Annotated in this window: 18 protein-coding genes and 1 pseudogene; 4 read left to right on the top strand and 15 right to left on the bottom strand. The window is 47.2% G+C overall.

Features of this window, described 5'->3' with window-relative positions:
• Positions 1–1,102 precede the first annotated feature (1,102 nt).
• The 9 genes from LQV63_RS03540 to LQV63_RS03500 form a co-directional block, all read right to left on the bottom strand.
• Positions 1,103–1,417: a heavy metal-binding domain-containing protein gene (locus LQV63_RS03540; RefSeq protein ID WP_233695671.1), complete on the bottom strand. Its 315-nt coding sequence runs from the start codon at positions 1,415–1,417 to the stop codon at positions 1,103–1,105.
• Positions 1,418–1,579: 162 nt separating this feature from the next.
• Positions 1,580–1,798, bottom strand: coding sequence for a hypothetical protein (locus LQV63_RS03535; protein WP_233695670.1), 219 nt, complete (start codon positions 1,796–1,798; stop codon positions 1,580–1,582).
• Positions 1,785–4,880: a copper amine oxidase N-terminal domain-containing protein gene (locus LQV63_RS03530; protein ID WP_233695669.1), complete on the bottom strand. Its 3,096-nt coding sequence runs from the start codon at positions 4,878–4,880 to the stop codon at positions 1,785–1,787. The genes LQV63_RS03535 and LQV63_RS03530 overlap by 14 nt, the downstream gene beginning before the upstream one ends.
• A gap of 546 nt (positions 4,881–5,426) precedes the next feature.
• Complete coding sequence (locus LQV63_RS03525; protein WP_233695668.1) at positions 5,427–6,245, bottom strand: protein-glutamine gamma-glutamyltransferase; 819 nt, start codon at positions 6,243–6,245, stop codon at positions 5,427–5,429.
• Positions 6,246–6,362: 117 nt separating this feature from the next.
• Positions 6,363–6,764 carry a DUF1761 domain-containing protein gene (locus tag LQV63_RS03520; RefSeq protein ID WP_233695667.1) on the bottom strand — a complete coding sequence of 134 codons (402 nt, stop codon included), beginning with the start codon at positions 6,762–6,764 and terminating at the stop codon, positions 6,363–6,365.
• Between the two features lie 147 nt (positions 6,765–6,911).
• Positions 6,912–7,940 carry an NAD(P)H-dependent amine dehydrogenase family protein gene (locus LQV63_RS03515; protein WP_233695666.1) on the bottom strand — a complete coding sequence of 343 codons (1,029 nt, stop codon included), beginning with the start codon at positions 7,938–7,940 and terminating at the stop codon, positions 6,912–6,914.
• 101 nt (positions 7,941–8,041) lie between these two features.
• Positions 8,042–8,875 (bottom strand): MerR family transcriptional regulator, encoded by an 834-nt coding sequence (locus LQV63_RS03510; protein WP_233695665.1) that lies wholly within the window; start codon positions 8,873–8,875, stop codon positions 8,042–8,044.
• 45 nt (positions 8,876–8,920) lie between these two features.
• Positions 8,921–9,832: an alpha/beta fold hydrolase gene (locus LQV63_RS03505; RefSeq protein ID WP_019419793.1), complete on the bottom strand. Its 912-nt coding sequence runs from the start codon at positions 9,830–9,832 to the stop codon at positions 8,921–8,923.
• A 4-nt stretch (positions 9,833–9,836) separates the two neighbouring features.
• Entirely contained in the window at positions 9,837–10,451 is a 615-nt protein-coding gene (locus LQV63_RS03500; protein WP_233695664.1) for a TetR/AcrR family transcriptional regulator, read from the bottom strand.
• 233 nt (positions 10,452–10,684) lie between these two features.
• On the opposite strand from LQV63_RS03500, the gene LQV63_RS03495 reads away from it, so the two are divergent.
• Together LQV63_RS03495 and LQV63_RS03490 are read left to right on the top strand one after the other, a co-directional pair.
• A complete protein-coding gene (locus LQV63_RS03495) occupies positions 10,685–11,122 on the top strand; it encodes a DUF7832 domain-containing protein (RefSeq protein WP_233695663.1) in 438 nt (145 codons plus the stop codon).
• A 4-nt stretch (positions 11,123–11,126) separates the two neighbouring features.
• A pseudogene (locus LQV63_RS03490) lies at positions 11,127–11,546 on the top strand (DUF1349 domain-containing protein); the annotation flags it as partial.
• 64 nt (positions 11,547–11,610) lie between these two features.
• On the opposite strand, the gene LQV63_RS03485 reads toward LQV63_RS03490, so the two are convergent.
• Positions 11,611–12,381, bottom strand: coding sequence for an MBL fold metallo-hydrolase (locus tag LQV63_RS03485; protein ID WP_233695662.1), 771 nt, complete (start codon positions 12,379–12,381; stop codon positions 11,611–11,613).
• Positions 12,382–12,500: 119 nt separating this feature from the next.
• Here LQV63_RS03485 and LQV63_RS03480 point away from each other — a divergent pair, with 119 nt between their 5' ends.
• Positions 12,501–12,917, top strand: a complete 417-nt coding sequence (locus LQV63_RS03480) for an Lrp/AsnC family transcriptional regulator (RefSeq protein WP_233695661.1) — start codon at positions 12,501–12,503, stop codon at positions 12,915–12,917.
• A 46-nt stretch (positions 12,918–12,963) separates the two neighbouring features.
• On the opposite strand, the gene rnhA is transcribed toward LQV63_RS03480, so the two are convergent.
• The 4 genes from rnhA to LQV63_RS03460 all read right to left on the bottom strand — a co-directional run bounded on the left by rnhA (position 12,964) and on the right by LQV63_RS03460 (position 14,836).
• Positions 12,964–13,599 (bottom strand): ribonuclease H, encoded by a 636-nt coding sequence (rnhA, locus tag LQV63_RS03475; RefSeq protein ID WP_019419799.1) that lies wholly within the window; start codon positions 13,597–13,599, stop codon positions 12,964–12,966.
• A gap of 67 nt (positions 13,600–13,666) precedes the next feature.
• Positions 13,667–13,903 (bottom strand): DUF6953 family protein, encoded by a 237-nt coding sequence (locus tag LQV63_RS03470; RefSeq protein ID WP_233695660.1) that lies wholly within the window; start codon positions 13,901–13,903, stop codon positions 13,667–13,669.
• Between the two features lie 136 nt (positions 13,904–14,039).
• A complete protein-coding gene (locus LQV63_RS03465; protein ID WP_019419801.1) occupies positions 14,040–14,267 on the bottom strand; it encodes a hypothetical protein in 228 nt (75 codons plus the stop codon).
• A gap of 143 nt (positions 14,268–14,410) precedes the next feature.
• Positions 14,411–14,836, bottom strand: coding sequence for a DUF3995 domain-containing protein (locus LQV63_RS03460; protein ID WP_233695659.1), 426 nt, complete (start codon positions 14,834–14,836; stop codon positions 14,411–14,413).
• A gap of 24 nt (positions 14,837–14,860) precedes the next feature.
• Here LQV63_RS03460 and LQV63_RS31950 point away from each other — a divergent pair, with 24 nt between their 5' ends.
• Positions 14,861–14,944, top strand: coding sequence for an AgrD family cyclic lactone autoinducer peptide (locus LQV63_RS31950; RefSeq protein ID WP_407672890.1), 84 nt, complete (start codon positions 14,861–14,863; stop codon positions 14,942–14,944).
• Here the strand turns inward: LQV63_RS31950 and LQV63_RS03455 are convergent.
• On the bottom strand, positions 14,932–15,216 hold the full coding sequence (locus tag LQV63_RS03455) for a hypothetical protein (protein ID WP_233695658.1): 285 nt from the start codon (positions 15,214–15,216) through the stop codon (positions 14,932–14,934). The genes LQV63_RS31950 and LQV63_RS03455 overlap by 13 nt on opposite strands.
• Between the last annotated feature and the right edge of the window lie 125 nt (positions 15,217–15,341).

The following is a 15,341-nucleotide window of genomic DNA, read 5'->3' as shown; positions in this document are numbered from 1 at the left end:
CTTCACGATGAGGACTGAACGTGCGGCGTTAGGAGCTTCACGATGAGGACTGAACGTGCGGCGTTAGGAGCTTCACGATGAGGACTGAACGCGCAGAGGCGGAACCTTACGATAGGGACTGAGCGCACGGCGTTGGGGTTTCCGACGGGTGTCTGAGCCCCGGGGAGAGTGGATAAAAGGATAGAAGATTGGATGTGTGCGGACAAACGGCCTGTTCCTGCAACTCTTCTCACCAACCGTTCCATTCCATTGGATAATGTACAGTCTTTTGACTGTTTTCAAGCGCAAACTCACCTTTCCATTGGAAAACATCCAGTCTAATTGCGACTTTCCTCTTATCGGCAGCCATTTGAGCATGATTCTGCTGGATCAATTCCAGTGGATCACCACGTTACCAGCCCTGTACGTACATTTCGTTGGACAGAATCCAATAGCCATCAACGATCACGACACTTAAAAGATACATCCCTCAGTTACCCCTAACAATTAGCTCGAAGTCGCCTCATCCTAACTTACGAGTTTCCGCGAATTAACCTCGGAGCTACGCTTATCGGGGAGTCCGCACTAGTAACACCTGTAGCGAGTGGTAATTTACGGCGAATGTGAATGTGGCAGCGGCGGGGGCTTCATGACGGGCTGAACGCGCAGCGGCGGGACCTTATGGCGGGGACTGAACGCGCAGCGGCGGGGCCTTATAGCGGGGACTGAACGCACGGCGGTGGAGTTTGCTACTGGTGTCTGAGCCCCGGGGAGAGTGGATGGAAGGATAGAAAATTGAATGTGAGCGGACAAACGACCTGTTCCTGCAACTCTTCCCGCCGACCATTCCATTCCATTGGATAATGTACAGTCATTTGACTGTCCTCAAGCGCAAACTCACCTTTCCATTGGAAAATATCCAGTCTAATTGCGACCTTCCTCTTATCGGCAGCCGGTTGAGCATGATTCTGCTGGATCATTTCCAGTGGATCACCACGTTACCAGCCCTGTACGCACATTTCGTTGGACAGAATCCAATAGCCATCAACGATCACGACACAATAAAAAGGAACACCTATCAGGTATCCCCTCACAATACACAATATCTCAATATCATCTCATATTAGCGTACAACGACTGCCGTTCCGCTGACCGCGACCATTAACATGCCTTCGCGCACGACTTCGTAATCGACGTCGATGCCGACGACCGCATTCGCCCCTTTTTGCTTTGCTAAGCTCTTCATCTCTTCCATGGCAATGTCGCGCGCTTCCTTCAGCTTGCTCTCATACGCTCCGGCGCGACCACCTACGATATCGCGAACGGAAGCCAGAATATCGCGCACCACATTTGCGCCCATAATCGCTTCTCCAGCGACAACGTCAATGTATTCCACAATTTCTTTACCTTGTATCGTAGAAGTTGTCGTTATAATCATTTTGCCATTCCTCCAATAGTATAGACGTGGATTGAATCAAGTTGTTATACATTCCTCATATGAGCACAAGGTTGTATCCCGTATCTATAAGTATATTTTACTTGTTCCTGTCGTTTCATGTACATCGATTATGGTGACAAAACAGAGCCCGAACGTGACAATTCAGCAAGGATAAGCCCTAACTGCAATCATCGCATGGCAGGCGTGCAAGCATGAAGCCGTATCGTCAGTATTTTTCCAGTCCGACACTTTCCCGTCTTCCTCTTCCCCACCTTTTTCGTGTTCTATAAAAATAAAGAAATAAGCCCCGGAAATAGATTCCGGGGCTTCGTCTGGTACGGTCAGGTGCATGGATGATACATGCTTCTTAGTAACCTTCACCCATAATAATCTCATTGGATGAAGCGGACAACACATTAATGGATGTAGTGCGCCCGTCTACGACAGACGAGATGAATACTCTATAAGCAGTGCCCGTTGTAAGCGGGTTGCCGAATGCATCCGTATCATACAAACTAAACCATGCCTTGGTGTCGCCATTAACGCTCACCATCTTGGAAGCATTCGAGTTCGTCCGGTCCGCATCGGCCAGCGTGAAGCTGCTCGCGCTGCCAGAAGGAACGGCCATTACTTTATAGTAAGCGATGCCGCTCTCATTGCTTGGTTTGACAAAAGTGACACTAAAGTCGTTGTTGCCCTCTCTTTGAGCATATAAACCGCTAACCGCCTGCACGGATTGATCAGCGAGAGTGACATCTCCGGACGAGGATGACAGCGCATTGATCGTGCCTGTTCTTCCATCGGCCACCGTCAAAATAAAGATACGGTACGATACGCCCTTCCTAATAGCGTCACCGAATACATCCCGAGTAGAGTCGGTTAACTGCTGTCGGACATACCCGCCCTGCTTCGATACTCTCGTATAGTTAGAAGCGGAGACCCCATTGGCACTCGACAGGTTAAACGCATACGCTTGGTCAGACCGCACAGCCATGATGCGGTATTCAGCAACGTTCGATTCGTTGGAAGGCGCCGTAAAGCTTACCTCGATATCGCGTCCGCTGCCATAGCTGCCCGTCACATTCGCCGCTACATTCGCCGCGGCGTCCACTGCAGTCGTGCCCCCAAGCGTAATCGCCGGGGATTGAGACGACAGAGCGTTGCTCGACTGGTTGCCCGTGCTTACGGACAATACGAATACACGGTAACTAATGCCGTTGCGAATCCGATCGCCATCAACGTCTCTGGCATCGGAAGCCAGCGTCTGGCCAAGGTTGCCGCCTGTTCTGTTCACGACTGTCGAATTCCAGCTGGACACATTATTCGCATCCGAAACGCTGAACCAGCCTGCCTTGTCGGCTTTCACAACCATGACGCGATAATGGTTAATGTTCGCTTCATCAGCGGCACGAGTGAACGTCACACGCAGGTCGCGGCCGTCGTTGTAGTCGTTCACATCGCTTGCCGACACGTTCGTTGCCGGATACACCGTTGAATTGTTCGATAACGTAATTGTGCCAGACGGGCTGGACAGCGCATTGTTATAGCTGCCTCGGCCTACAGACATCACGAATACTTGGTAGCTCACGCCGTTTCTAATCGCCGATCCGTCCACATCTCTTGCATTGGAATTCAGCGCCAAGCTAATATTTCCTCCGGTCTTGCTCACGGCCGTATAATTATAGCTCGATACGTTGTTCGCCGCCGATAGATCGAAGCGGTTCGCATTGGATGCCTTCACGACCATGATGCGGTATTGGCTGATGTCCGATTCATCCGAAGCCCGGTTGAACGACACACGCAGGTCGCGGCCGTCGTTGTAGTCGCTCACGTCGCTGGCCGTTACATTCGTTACGCCGCTGACGATATTGTTGTTCGACAGCGTAATCGTATCCGAAGCGGTTGACAACGCATTGTTATAGGACCCCCCGCTATTGGACACCGCCATGACGAATAGGCGGTACGTTTCTCCGTTGCGGATAGAGGATCCATGTACATCCCGCATGCTGGAAGGAAGCGTAGTCGTGATGCTGTATCCGGTCTTAGACACGTCATGGTATCTGCCGTAAGATGCTTTGTTGGCTTCCGTCAGATCGAAGCTGTTGGCATCTTGGTATCTCACGGCAAAAATCCGGTAATAGCTTACTTTCGATTCGTCGGATGCCCGATTAAAGCTAATCTGTAAATCACGGCCATCTCCATAGTTGCCTACATCGCTGACCTTCGTAATGACAGGCAAGCCGACCGATTGACCCAATGTCATCGAGGCTGATCCTGAAGACAGCTTATTCGAGTACGAATTCGTATTGCTGACCGACAACACAAATACGGTATAAGGCACTCCATTGCGGATATAATCTCCCGAAGTGTCTCTTGCTGTCGAGCTTAGCGTCGATGTCAGCGTCGTGCCGCCCGATTTGTACACGGTCGAGTAGTTCTGGCTGGACACTCCGTTCGCTGAAGACGTATCAAATCGGTTCGCGTCTCTGGTCTTCACGACCATAATGCGGTAGTTCGAAATATTGTTGTCGTTTTGCGGTCTCGCAAAGCTTACATTCATGTCCCGTCCGTCGCCATAGTCCGCGACATCGCGCACTTGAACATTGCTCGCCGCCGACACGCCGTTGTCAGACAGCGAAATCTGTGAGGACGGATAAGAAAGCGCCATCTGGCTGCTTCTCTTGCCAACCGTCACCACGTATACGTTGTACGTTTGGTTGTTGCGGATATAATCCCCGTCCACGTCGCGCGCGCGGGAATCCAGCCGCACGCTCGGATCATCGCCTTGCGGATAAGCCGTCGTATAATTGTTGGAAGACACGGAGCGAGCCTTCGACAAATTGAAGGAAGACGAGCTCGACGATTTGACCACCATGATGCGGTAGTGATCCACGTTGTATTCATACGGCGCTTTAGAGAAGCTGACATTCAAGTCGCTTCCATCTCCCTGTTGTCCGATCACTTTCGCGTATACGTTGGATACTCCGCTTACATTATCCGAATTATCCGGTCTATCCGGTGTGCTTGGTCGGTCCGGAGTCGTAATTGTAACCGTTTTGCCTCTCTCGTTCCAGCTAACCAAGGCGCCCAATGCCTCACTGACAAAGCGGACAGGCACCATCGTTCTGCCTCTCAGCGTGTTGGCCGGCACATCCAAGCTTACGTTCATATTGTCGATGGTCGCCGACTTGGAGCCAAGCTTCAGCACAACGGTCGTGCCGTCCTTGCTGCCCGTCACCGTTCTCGTTCTCGAGTTATAAGATACTCTTGCGCCCAATGATTCAAAAATGGCGCGCATAGGAAGCAATACCCGTCCGCTAGACTGCACGGGCGGTTGATCCATCGCCAGCTTCGATCCGTCAACATAGACGGAAATGGCGGCTGCTGCATTCAATTGTGTGGTCGGCAGTATTAAAGAAAATACCAGTGACATTGCCACAATTCCAGATAATAACTTTCTCACGTGTTCATCCTCCCAGTTTACTTTCATCTTTCCATAAGAAAAATTTCCCTTCATAATTAGACGTACGAGAGCAGGAAAATGTTGCGTATTTTCTGAATAAATTGTGGCAAATTCACGGCGGATTTCTTAACCATATCTTAAGGAGACGGCATGGGCCTCGATGAATGCTGCCGCGATACTCCCTTGAGGCGGCATAACTGCGCATATTTTCGGTTCTTATGCAGCTTGACCATACCGCTGTGAAAAAGGATGATAGCTCAAAAAGCGCTGACCTAAAGGGTTGGCGCTTGTTAGGCGGAGGCGGGCTTCTCCGCCTGCACGCTTCGGCTCATATCGCTGCGCGCAGCGGCGAAACCTCAACGCAAAAAACCCGGCCCATAGGCCGGGGATCGAATTCAATTATATTCTTTCGGAATCTTGCTTATCTTTCAAACTCAGCAATGATTCGAATTGGTATACATATGTCCCGTTCTCGGAAATTCGCAGCGAACAGACGCCTTTCGCTTTTAGCTTGAGGTGCCCATTCTGGCCGTGCTAACCTTTATTTCAGTAAATGTAAGTATTCGCCCCCACTCTGGCAACGATGGCGTTTACTGAATACTTATTTTGTACTGCCAAAGGATTTCCCCTTACAGATAATTTTTGCAATGATTGAAAATCCGGATGAAGCACACGTTCGGACAGGTAAGCCGATGTCATACTGCCTGGTTTTCTTTTGCTATTAAGAGCCGAAATGATTCCCTCCGACGTTTCTATCCCTATTCCGTGTCCATAATACTGGTCATTGGCCAGCATGACGGTATTCTCCCCTTGCCATTCCGGCGTCTCGGGAAGATGGTCAGGATTTTCGAAATATAGTATATCCCCTAAATAAGCTTCATTTTTATTATTGACTGAAATTAGCCGCAGGTTGCTATCAACATTCCAACCCCATAAGAACAGCTCTGTAAAATAAGTATTGAATGCTTCCTTATGGATAGCATCGAGTACTGCCTTGTACAAAATAATGACCACTGCAGTCGCACATTCGAACGCATAGAGATACCCGTTTTGAAAAATATCGTTTATCCCATCAGACGGTAACACGCCACTCTTCAATCCGAAACCTCCATTTTTTGTGCGAGACCAATACCGCTTATTGCATTGGGAGCCTTTAAACGTGGCGAATCTTACACCACTGGCATCTAAATCCGTGGCCGATTTCACAATTTTAGATCTCATTTTCAACTCGAATTCCAAAGCTTCAGGAGAGTCATATCGATATATGACTGGACTTGCCTTCTTCTTTTGCAATATTTCTCTTTCTACATCCGACTGCGTTACCTTATTTACTTGTTCTACATCACTGTCCGAAATAATTATCACTGATTATCCTCCAACTGATGTATGTTCATAGTATAGGTTAGTGTACGTGTGTCATTTTATTTTGGTGCATCATAGGGCTGCATGCATACATATCGGTCCAACCTCTGCTTCTTGCCATTACATCACTCCGATAATAAGTCCTGCTATCAAGTAAGAAATCAAATGATATCCGACGGTGATCAGATACAATCCTAACTTTCTGCCTTCAAATAAGTAGTTCATCCCGATCTTAAGGGAAATGCTGATCCCGACTAGAAGACCGATGGTCATCCCGGATGCAATCGTGGGTTCCCCAGCCAACGAGACGAGCCAAGCTAGAATAAATGCTCCACCTAATGCGGTCAGAGCCGTCAGCACATATGTCGCAGCCCCTCCCGACAGGTCCTCCATGTTCACATTCAGACGTTTGGCCCATGCATTTCCGAATAACAGCGGCGAATACCATAAAAACCCGAGCACCATAGTGGCTGCCGTGGCCAGAAGCACCGCCCAAATATTAATTTGACTCAAATCTAACATTGTTATCCCCCTCTGTAATAGAAAGACTCTGCGTCTTGCTATAATCATATTTTCTCTTTTTCAGGGGAAAAGTAAACCTAAATGTGCGGACGGGAGCAGACGCAAAAAAGACGACAGTGATAAGCTGTCGCCTTTGCAGAATTCGATTTATTTTACGTAGTAATGAAGCGGATACGTACGATATTGGGCCGGTGCCATTTTTTCGGTTGTGTAGAAGCCTGCTGGAGCTTGAAGCAAATCTGGAATCCGGTTGACGACCGTCGCGCATGTAAGCTCCACCGTTGCCGGGCATGAGATGTTGACCTCCGTTTTCGGTTCGCCTTTGATAACCCAGTCGTTGTGATCCACTTCGTCCTCGGCATATACTTTACCGATACATTCCGTTACGATAACTGGACCTTGATGGGTGACGGTCGTGACGACGGCGGACATACCAGTGGCATCGCCTGCAGGAATTGTTTTGCCAAGCGTAGTTGAATGAAGATCTTGATTGTGTGTCATTGGAATCAATTGTTGATCCATTGACTTAATCGTCCATCCAAACTGTGAGCACAGCCACTCGTTGGCGTTTCTCATAAAGGACGGAAGATCATTGTTGCTCGCGATTTTCTCCTCGAATTCCTTAACCGTCAAGCCCGCACCATGAACTTCGGCAAGCGCGATGCCGTACTCTTCGACATTGTAGCTGGACATGCCTTCAATTCTAGTAATCTGATGCGTCGCTCCCGCCAATACCGTAATTAAATTGCCCCAGAACACGTCTTGGTAACCAGATCCGCTTAAGGTGCAATTGTTGTCTTTGGCAAGCCGGTCCAGACGGTTGGTCAGCGCCGGGGAGGTTGTCCATGGATAAAACGCCTCTTCGCACGTGCTAATCGCGTTCACGCCATAACGAGCCGCCAGCTCAAAAGCGCCATACGTATCTGTCAGCAAGCTTGTCGTCGAAATAATGCAAACCTGTGCATCGCATTCTTTGAATACTTGCTCGGCATCGGAACGGACAGGCACATTCAACTTCACGCCCAAGCCTGCAACCTCACCCACATCTTTGCCGACGACGTTCGAATTCACGTCGATCGCTCCTACGATTTCCGCACCTTTTTCATACAGATATCTCAGAAAAAACTGTCCCATTTTACCGCAGCCGTATTGAATGACTCTAATTTTTTCCTTCATGTGGACAACCTCCTATATTGTTATAAATTTCACAAACTATTATGCAATTGATTCTTGGGAGCTCCTATGTCCTTATCATAAACTCTATAGTTACTATAGAGTCAATCCCTTTTGATAGGAACTTGTAATTTCATAAACATATTCCGCTCGTCATGATGAAATATCGGCAGCTCCACCACCACTTCACAAATGTAATCCCCAATCACTTCGTAGCCATGCTCTTGAACATAGTCGAACAACTTGCCCGCGTACTCACGTTCATGAAAGAAACTATCGCAATAGATGCACAAGTAGTCGTATTCCGGGATGATTTCAACACCTGCTTGCATCTCAAAGTCGGGATCTACGAACAAAAAAACTTCTGTCGATACGAATTGTCCCCGTTCAATCGCTTCTTGACGGATAATGGAGCCGACATTGCAAAAATAAGCCATCGGCAAATGGTTGACGATCGCCTGTGCGCGCAACTCCCGCAGTATGTATTCGTACGTCTCCAACGTATTTTCATAAATATTAACCTTGCTGTCGTAGCAATAAATTTTGCGTGCCGGAACACGCTGCAGAACGATATGTCCGTCACCCGGGGCGTTCATATAGGTATCGTAATTTTTGATGCTGACATGGACCGCCTTTTTCATCTGATCCAGTTCCTTCATCTTGCGCTCGATGAGAACCGCTTGTTGCCACAGCATCTCAGGGATAGATTCGACATCCTCGGTGTCGAACCAAGCTTTAATGTTGTCCAACGACATGCCCAAATACTTCATATAGTTAATCATATCTAGTCTGGCGCATTGTTTAATCGCATAGTAGCGATAACCGGTACTCTCTTCTACGTACTCAGGCTTTAGCAGACCCAGCTTGTCGTAATAGCGCAGCGTTTGGACAGAAGTGTGGTTCAATTCTGCCATTCGGCCGATCGATAGTTTATCCATGACGAGGATACCCCCTCTCGATTAATGCGATACATCCGCCTAATCCTATACGTTGTGGGTACTGATAGGGTGTTGCCTGAGAAAATCAATAACAAGCTCGTTAATCCGTTGTTTCTGTTCGATACTTAAGAAATGCCCTGCCCTAGGGATGGTTGCGATTGTGACATCGGGAATGAGGCTCGCCTTCGCTTGAACCGTCTTGATGGAATGGCGGTAAATGACTTCGTCTTCCCCGACCACGAATAAGGTAGGGACTGGAAGCTGCGATAGCTCACCCTCTGTGAATTCGGTAGGAAGCAGCCCGAGTCGAGGGGCGCAGCTCTGGTAGCACGCTGCAAGGAGCGCTCTGTAGGACTCAGGCAGCAGCTCCAGGCTATTATGCTTCGACATGCACCACTTGAATGCGCGATCAATAAACCACTGTGTTGGGAACATCACAGCAGGGAACATCTTTACATAGAACATCCTTGGCAGCGGCGCAAAGGAGCCGGCAGGTGCCAGCAGCCCCAGCGAACGTACCCGCAACGGATGCGCTACCGTATAATTCAAAGACAAAAAACCGCCCATGGAATGCCCCAATAAATGAAACGCGCCCAATTGCAGCTCCCCGACCAGCTCCAACAGCCATTGCGCTGCTGCTGCTCTGCTTGATAGCGGCTTGACGAGCGTGCTTTTGCCAAAGTCTCCAGGGATTTCAATGCAATGAACATAATAGTCCTTGGACCATTCGGCAATGTTTGCGCTCCACATGAGAGAAGTCGCGGTCATTCCGTGAATGAGCAGCAGAGGCGGATTCGACTTATTGCCGCATTTGATCATATGAGTAGTTCCGAAGTCAGTTGTAACAAAGCAGGATTCGTAAGAAACTGGCCACTCGCTCAGCGCTTGGTCATAAGCAGCTGTAAAGTGCGCTCGCATACTATCGCTTCTAAATATGGATGAAACCTTCATATCCATCAACTCACTCCTTTACAGACGAAGTATTAATGAAAGCTCTTAAGATTTGATCTACTTGCGGAAAGCATTCCAACGACGGATAGGTTAACCGGGTAAACACAACACCGTTCAGCATCGAAGTGTACATAAGAGCTTGCTGTGATGGATCCGCCTTGATGAATTCCCCATGCTTCTGACCTTGCTGGAACAGATGCGTGAGCAACTTCAGGCTCTTGGCCGAATATTCTGCTGAGATCGCTGATGCCTGCTCCGGGACCGTCTTGGACGTATTGGTTTGCAGCGCGATCAGAAAGAAATAACCGCTCTCCCGGGTGTGAGCAAGAATCTCTTCCGTCATTGCCTTTAGACGTTCATAAGGACTTCCATTGCTGTTAACAGCCTGATGAATCGTGTCATAGGAAGTAGTAAATGCCGTCTTTGCTAACTCCATATATATATCTTCCTTGGAAGAAAAATAATGATAAATCAAGCCGTGGCTTAGCTGAGCTTCCCCTACAATATCGCTGACTTTCGTGCCTGCATAGCCCCGTTCTCCAAATACCTTCGCCCCGGCTGCCAGCAGCTGCTGTTTGCGTTTATCACGAATTTGCTGATTCTGTTCATCCACTCTGGGAGACATGGTGTTCATCCTCCTTGACAGAAGTATTCTTCATAAGGCAATCGTAATTAACTTTGATTAATTAGTCAATCAAAAATATAATTTAAAAAAGCACATCTTCTAAAAAAATACGTAAGACGGCTATTTTTACAGTTGATATTTGATATTCACGAACGGATGTTCTATAATACTGGAAAACATTGCGTTTTAATCTAAACGAAACGTTTCCAATAGTTGCAGAGGAGCTGAACGAAATGTCGGATACGTGCGTCTACGACAAGGCTAAATATCATTACGACGGTGATTTTCCCGCAGATTTGCCTAACGAGCAAGCATTTGTCCATACTGGTTTGTTTTTAGGATGGATGATAGAGCATAGGTTATACAGCATTGATTTCGAGGAAGATGCTGAAGAAGATATTGCGGCTTTCAAGCAAAGGCAACTAACCGGAACACAGATTTATATGAACTGGGACGGGGTTCTGGCCGATGATATGTTAAGCGATGAGGGAAATCGATTTGCAACGGTTTATTTTGATTTCGAGAATGGCACCTATTTAGAAGACTATCAAGATACATTTTCGGATGCCCCTACTCTCTATCATGTAGAGGATACGTGGGACAATTATTTTCAGTTGAAAAAGGTAATCGATCAACGGTTTATGGATTGGAAAAACACGAACGCGAAGTAAGGCGGACTTCACGGCAGAGACATCGCTGAGCATGAATCCCATGTCAACCTATGATCAAGCAGGCCTATTCGTAATGGTGTCGGACACATGTTGGTTGAAGACATCGCTTGAATATATACCGGACGGCCCATCACACTTGGGAGCGGTCGTCACGAATTATGGATATTCGGACTGGTCCACTCGGAATTACCAGAATGCATATGTCACGGAACCTCTGGCATTCCGAGTCGAGCGCAAGAACGGCGATTATACCGTATCGGCCAAGACGCAGGGTAACCCTGATGAGTGGGAACAGATCCGAATCGCTCATCTGCATGAAGACCAGCATCCACAACCCGTCAAAGTAGGTATCTATTGCTGCAGCCCGACCCCGAATGGCGGTTTCGAGACGCGCTTTCATTCTTTTTCCATTGAGAAAAGATAACTTGTTGTATCACAAGCATATAGGACTCCAACACCCGGCCGCATGCGGTCGGGTGCTTACCTATTCAGCGCGATGAACGGAAAGAAAGCGATTCTCCGTCGGCAGGCACGAGTATATGAGAGGAGAGCCCCTTGTCTGCAATGTAGCTTTTCAATTCCTCTCTTGTTAACAAGCAATGATTGACAGACTCCATATGAGACACAATAATGGTCGATTGTGGAGCTTCCTTATATGTTCGATAGACATCTTCCTTCGTCATCGTAATAGGATCGCCCTCTAGGAACTGGGCTGCGCCTGCATTTACGACAATCACTTCAGGCCGGTACGCGTCAATCGCTGCGTGAACATCGTCGCACCATATGGTATCGCCTGCAATATAGAGGGTCGGTTCATCTGCATGGGAAAAGGCTACTCCCGATACTTCGCCCATTAGGTTGCCGATCTCGCCTAACCCGTGCTTTCCTGACGTCCGATGCAGCCGAATTTCCCCAATCTCGGATATGCTATCCAACCATTCCACGTTATGAAATCCCGCTTCCTCTATGACCTTCGCATCTTTTTCAGACTGCGCAATCATTCTCATATCCTTCGGCAGCGCCTCGATAGCGGCCGCATCGAAATGATCTGGATGCAAGTGGGTTACAATAACCGCATCGGCTTGTATAATATCATCCACAGGGATCGGCAGCTCGACCGTCGGATTCCATTGTTCTTGATTCGGGGTGTTTGGAAACGGTGGATATGCCCCCTGCCGCGCTAGAAATGGATCGATTAAAAAGGTCATGCCACCATAATTTAACACGATAGTGGCATTGCGTATTTGTCTAATCTGCACGGTCAATTCCTCCTTTAAGTATCTTCTCCTATAGGATAATATGTAAGCAATAACACGGAACATAGATCAAATCATGAATAATGTACGGTTTACTTGAAAAATGAAAGAGGTTGGTAGGTATGCTGGATAACACGGACAGACGAATCCTGGAAGAGCTATTACAGAATGGCCGCATGTCGATGAAGGAATTGGGGCAAAAAATTCACATGACCGGTCAGGCGACCGCCAACCGCTTGCTCAAGCTAGAGGAAGAAGGGGTAATCGAAGGATATACCATTCGGCTGAATCACGCCAAAGCAGGGAATCCCGTCCATACCTTTATCAATATTTATACAAAGGAATTCAATCACCGTCCCTTTCTCTCGTTTATCGAGACACAACGTTCTTATTTGGTGAACAACTTCAAAATTAGCGGCGAGGGCTGCTATCTGCTAGAGTGCAGGTTTCCGTCTAATGAGGAATTGGATCTGTTCCTGAGTGAATTAAATAAATATGTGAACTATAAATTGTCTATTGTAATTAATAAGAAAAACTAAACATGAGCGAAATGTAAATAGAGCACCTGGCATGGTGCTCTTATGGTTATTTTCTTCCATAATCGGCTTTAATTTCTCCCCAGTCTTGGGTCTCCCACTTTAATACCTTGTTGTCATAGCTATTGGTCTGCAGCCATTTCAGGGCTCGGTCCACCAGATCCCATACTTCTTTTGTAGATTCATTCCGTTCTAATGTCGTAGCCACTTTCTTCTCTCTCACCCATTTCAAAGCGGTTCTGGAGTCGCTATATACGGTCTGAGTGCTGCCCTGCTTCTTCAAGTAAGCCAAGGAATGGACGATAGCTAAAAATTCACCTAAATTATTCGTACCGTTCGGAATGGGACCACGGGAAAATATGACCTCGCCGGTTTGTGTATTCACGCCTCTATATTCAATCGGCCCCGGGTTCCCCTGCGTTCCTACATCAACTGAAATGCTATCGTAATCAATCGTTTCTTTGGACTTGGGTGAGGCGGGTTGAGTCTGTTTCTTAGCGGACCCCTTCTGTCCCCAATGCTTGGTCCAGCCTTCCCGATAGGCTTGTTCCGCCTCCGCTTTAGAAGGATAGGATTTATACTTCGCATCCTTGCGTCCGTCCACTTGCTCTTTACATTCTGTCCAATTCGTATAAATGCCTGGCCGATTGCCGACCCATACGACATAGTACTTTTGTTTTGCCATTTACCTATCTCCCTCTTCCTCCGCACTTTCACTACTTATCTTCTATATACTTACATATCAAATGATATTACGTCCACCCCCAGGAGAAGCCGTCTCTGTCCCATGCTATTTTACCGCCATGCAGCTTGCGAAATGCTTTCTTCACTTCTTTGGAAAGCGACGCATTTCCATTTTCATTCACAAACACAAACTCTTCTCCGAAATGCGATTTTACATAAGCGATCACATCGCTTTGATAGACAATTCCTTTGAATTTAATTTCTGCTACCATCCATTCGGCAACCTGTTGCGCTGTTACTTCCATGTGGATCCCAGTCCTTATTCTTCTATTCAAAAGTATGTACGCAAAGAGCCGACCTCATGCGGTCGGCTCTTTCATGTGTAATGTAGGCGAACCTTATTGTGTAAAATGAATTCGCCGCAGCGTGATGTCCCAGAGCTTATGCCTTTCGCACGATTTCATCTATTTCACTCTTCAACAAAAGGTACCTATGAACACTCCTCATAATTGGAACCTTGGTCAAATTATTTTTATCCACATATATTTTCATGAGATCTTTAGTGAGACCTAACTTCTTTCCCGCTTCCATAACTGTTAATACAACTTCGTTACTTGTAGCATTAAAAGTTTTCTTCACCTTTTGGTTCCAGTCTTCAAATTCATGCATCTACGGGCAACCTTTCTCATCCTTAGTTGTTCAGAATACCTTAATTGTACCATGAACCTACGTAAATGCATAAAATTCGCTTTTAACAGTGTGATGTAAGCCTATCCATCGATAACTCAGTTGTAAATTCACCAAGAGTATCCTTACGGTTCAAAAATTAAGATCATAAAAATAAAAACCGCCAATACAAGACATAGTGGTGAAAATAACATCGTATCCCATCTAGCGAAAGGGGTCCCCTTCTTCTTTTTGAAAAAACCGACCCAGCGAAATTCGCCGATGGACCGCAATAAAAAAACAAGTCCGATGCTCCACCCGCCCCAGCGATACATCCATTCAGGCAAGACAGCTAACGCTCCTCCCGCGAGTCCGATGATGATAACAGACGCGAACGCCAATAACAAGGCAACTGCAAAAGTCGAGAATGTCCTTGGAGTAAACAACGGCCTGCTTCCGTCATAAGGTATAGCGGCAGCCTTGCCCCATTTCCCCCCGAACATCCAATACACATGCAAGATGCTTAACCCCATGAAGACGCAGCCTACAAAAATAGATAAAGCACTTGTCATCCAGACACCCCCCTCGTTTCAATTATGGTTTGCCACAACTGCTCTACCAAGTTGGCGGTGTCATCCAAATGTTCACGATGTTTATTTCTTTCATATCAGCCTAAGTAGAAGTGGTACATAACAAACGCTTTTTGTTGGGCGGATTTTTCAGATAACCCTCTTGCCTGCAAAAGAGAGATCATGAAATCAATCCTTTTGTTTTTTATCGTGTCTAACAATTGTTGATATCGTTCGTTTTCTTGCCCTAGCCTCCGCAAATAAAAAACAAAGTCACCCGCTGATGTTGTAGAAAACATCGCTGTCAGCAGTTTTTTAATCTGGTTGTCAATGTTCCCTTCTGTAAGGGTATGATCGATCACTTCATGAGTTGCTCGCTTCACCCAGTGGTCTACGACGCATGCAATGAACTCTTCCCGATTGCCGAAGTACCAATTGGGTTCCTTCCGGCGACACGAACGAATCGAACGAACAACTGTCCTAACACAAGCAAAGGCTGGGGCCTCTC

It is taken from the genome of Paenibacillus profundus, from assembly GCF_021369635.1.
In the GTDB taxonomy this organism is placed as follows: Bacteria; Bacillota; Bacilli; order Paenibacillales; family Paenibacillaceae; genus Paenibacillus_B; species Paenibacillus_B profundus.
This window is presented reverse-complemented; position numbering and strand designations above follow the sequence as displayed.

Coding starts and splice junctions, on each gene's coding strand:
- LQV63_RS03540 (WP_233695671.1), bottom strand. CDS start 1,417: ATGATTATAACGACAACTTCTACGATACAAGGTAAAGAAATTGTGGAA.
- LQV63_RS03520 (WP_233695667.1), bottom strand. CDS start 6,764: ATGTTAGATTTGAGTCAAATTAATATTTGGGCGGTGCTTCTGGCCACG.
- LQV63_RS03515 (WP_233695666.1), bottom strand. CDS start 7,940: ATGAAGGAAAAAATTAGAGTCATTCAATACGGCTGCGGTAAAATGGGA.
- LQV63_RS03510 (WP_233695665.1), bottom strand. CDS start 8,875: ATGGATAAACTATCGATCGGCCGAATGGCAGAATTGAACCACACTTCT.
- LQV63_RS03505 (WP_019419793.1), bottom strand. CDS start 9,832: ATGGATATGAAGGTTTCATCCATATTTAGAAGCGATAGTATGCGAGCG.
- LQV63_RS03500 (WP_233695664.1), bottom strand. CDS start 10,451: ATGTCTCCCAGAGTGGATGAACAGAATCAGCAAATTCGTGATAAACGC.
- LQV63_RS03495 (WP_233695663.1), top strand. CDS start 10,685: ATGTCGGATACGTGCGTCTACGACAAGGCTAAATATCATTACGACGGT.
- LQV63_RS03480 (WP_233695661.1), top strand. CDS start 12,501: ATGCTGGATAACACGGACAGACGAATCCTGGAAGAGCTATTACAGAAT.
- rnhA (WP_019419799.1), bottom strand. CDS start 13,599: ATGGCAAAACAAAAGTACTATGTCGTATGGGTCGGCAATCGGCCAGGC.
- LQV63_RS03470 (WP_233695660.1), bottom strand. CDS start 13,903: ATGGAAGTAACAGCGCAACAGGTTGCCGAATGGATGGTAGCAGAAATT.
- LQV63_RS03465 (WP_019419801.1), bottom strand. CDS start 14,267: ATGCATGAATTTGAAGACTGGAACCAAAAGGTGAAGAAAACTTTTAAT.
- LQV63_RS03460 (WP_233695659.1), bottom strand. CDS start 14,836: ATGACAAGTGCTTTATCTATTTTTGTAGGCTGCGTCTTCATGGGGTTA.
- LQV63_RS31950 (WP_407672890.1), top strand. CDS start 14,861: ATGGTTTGCCACAACTGCTCTACCAAGTTGGCGGTGTCATCCAAATGT.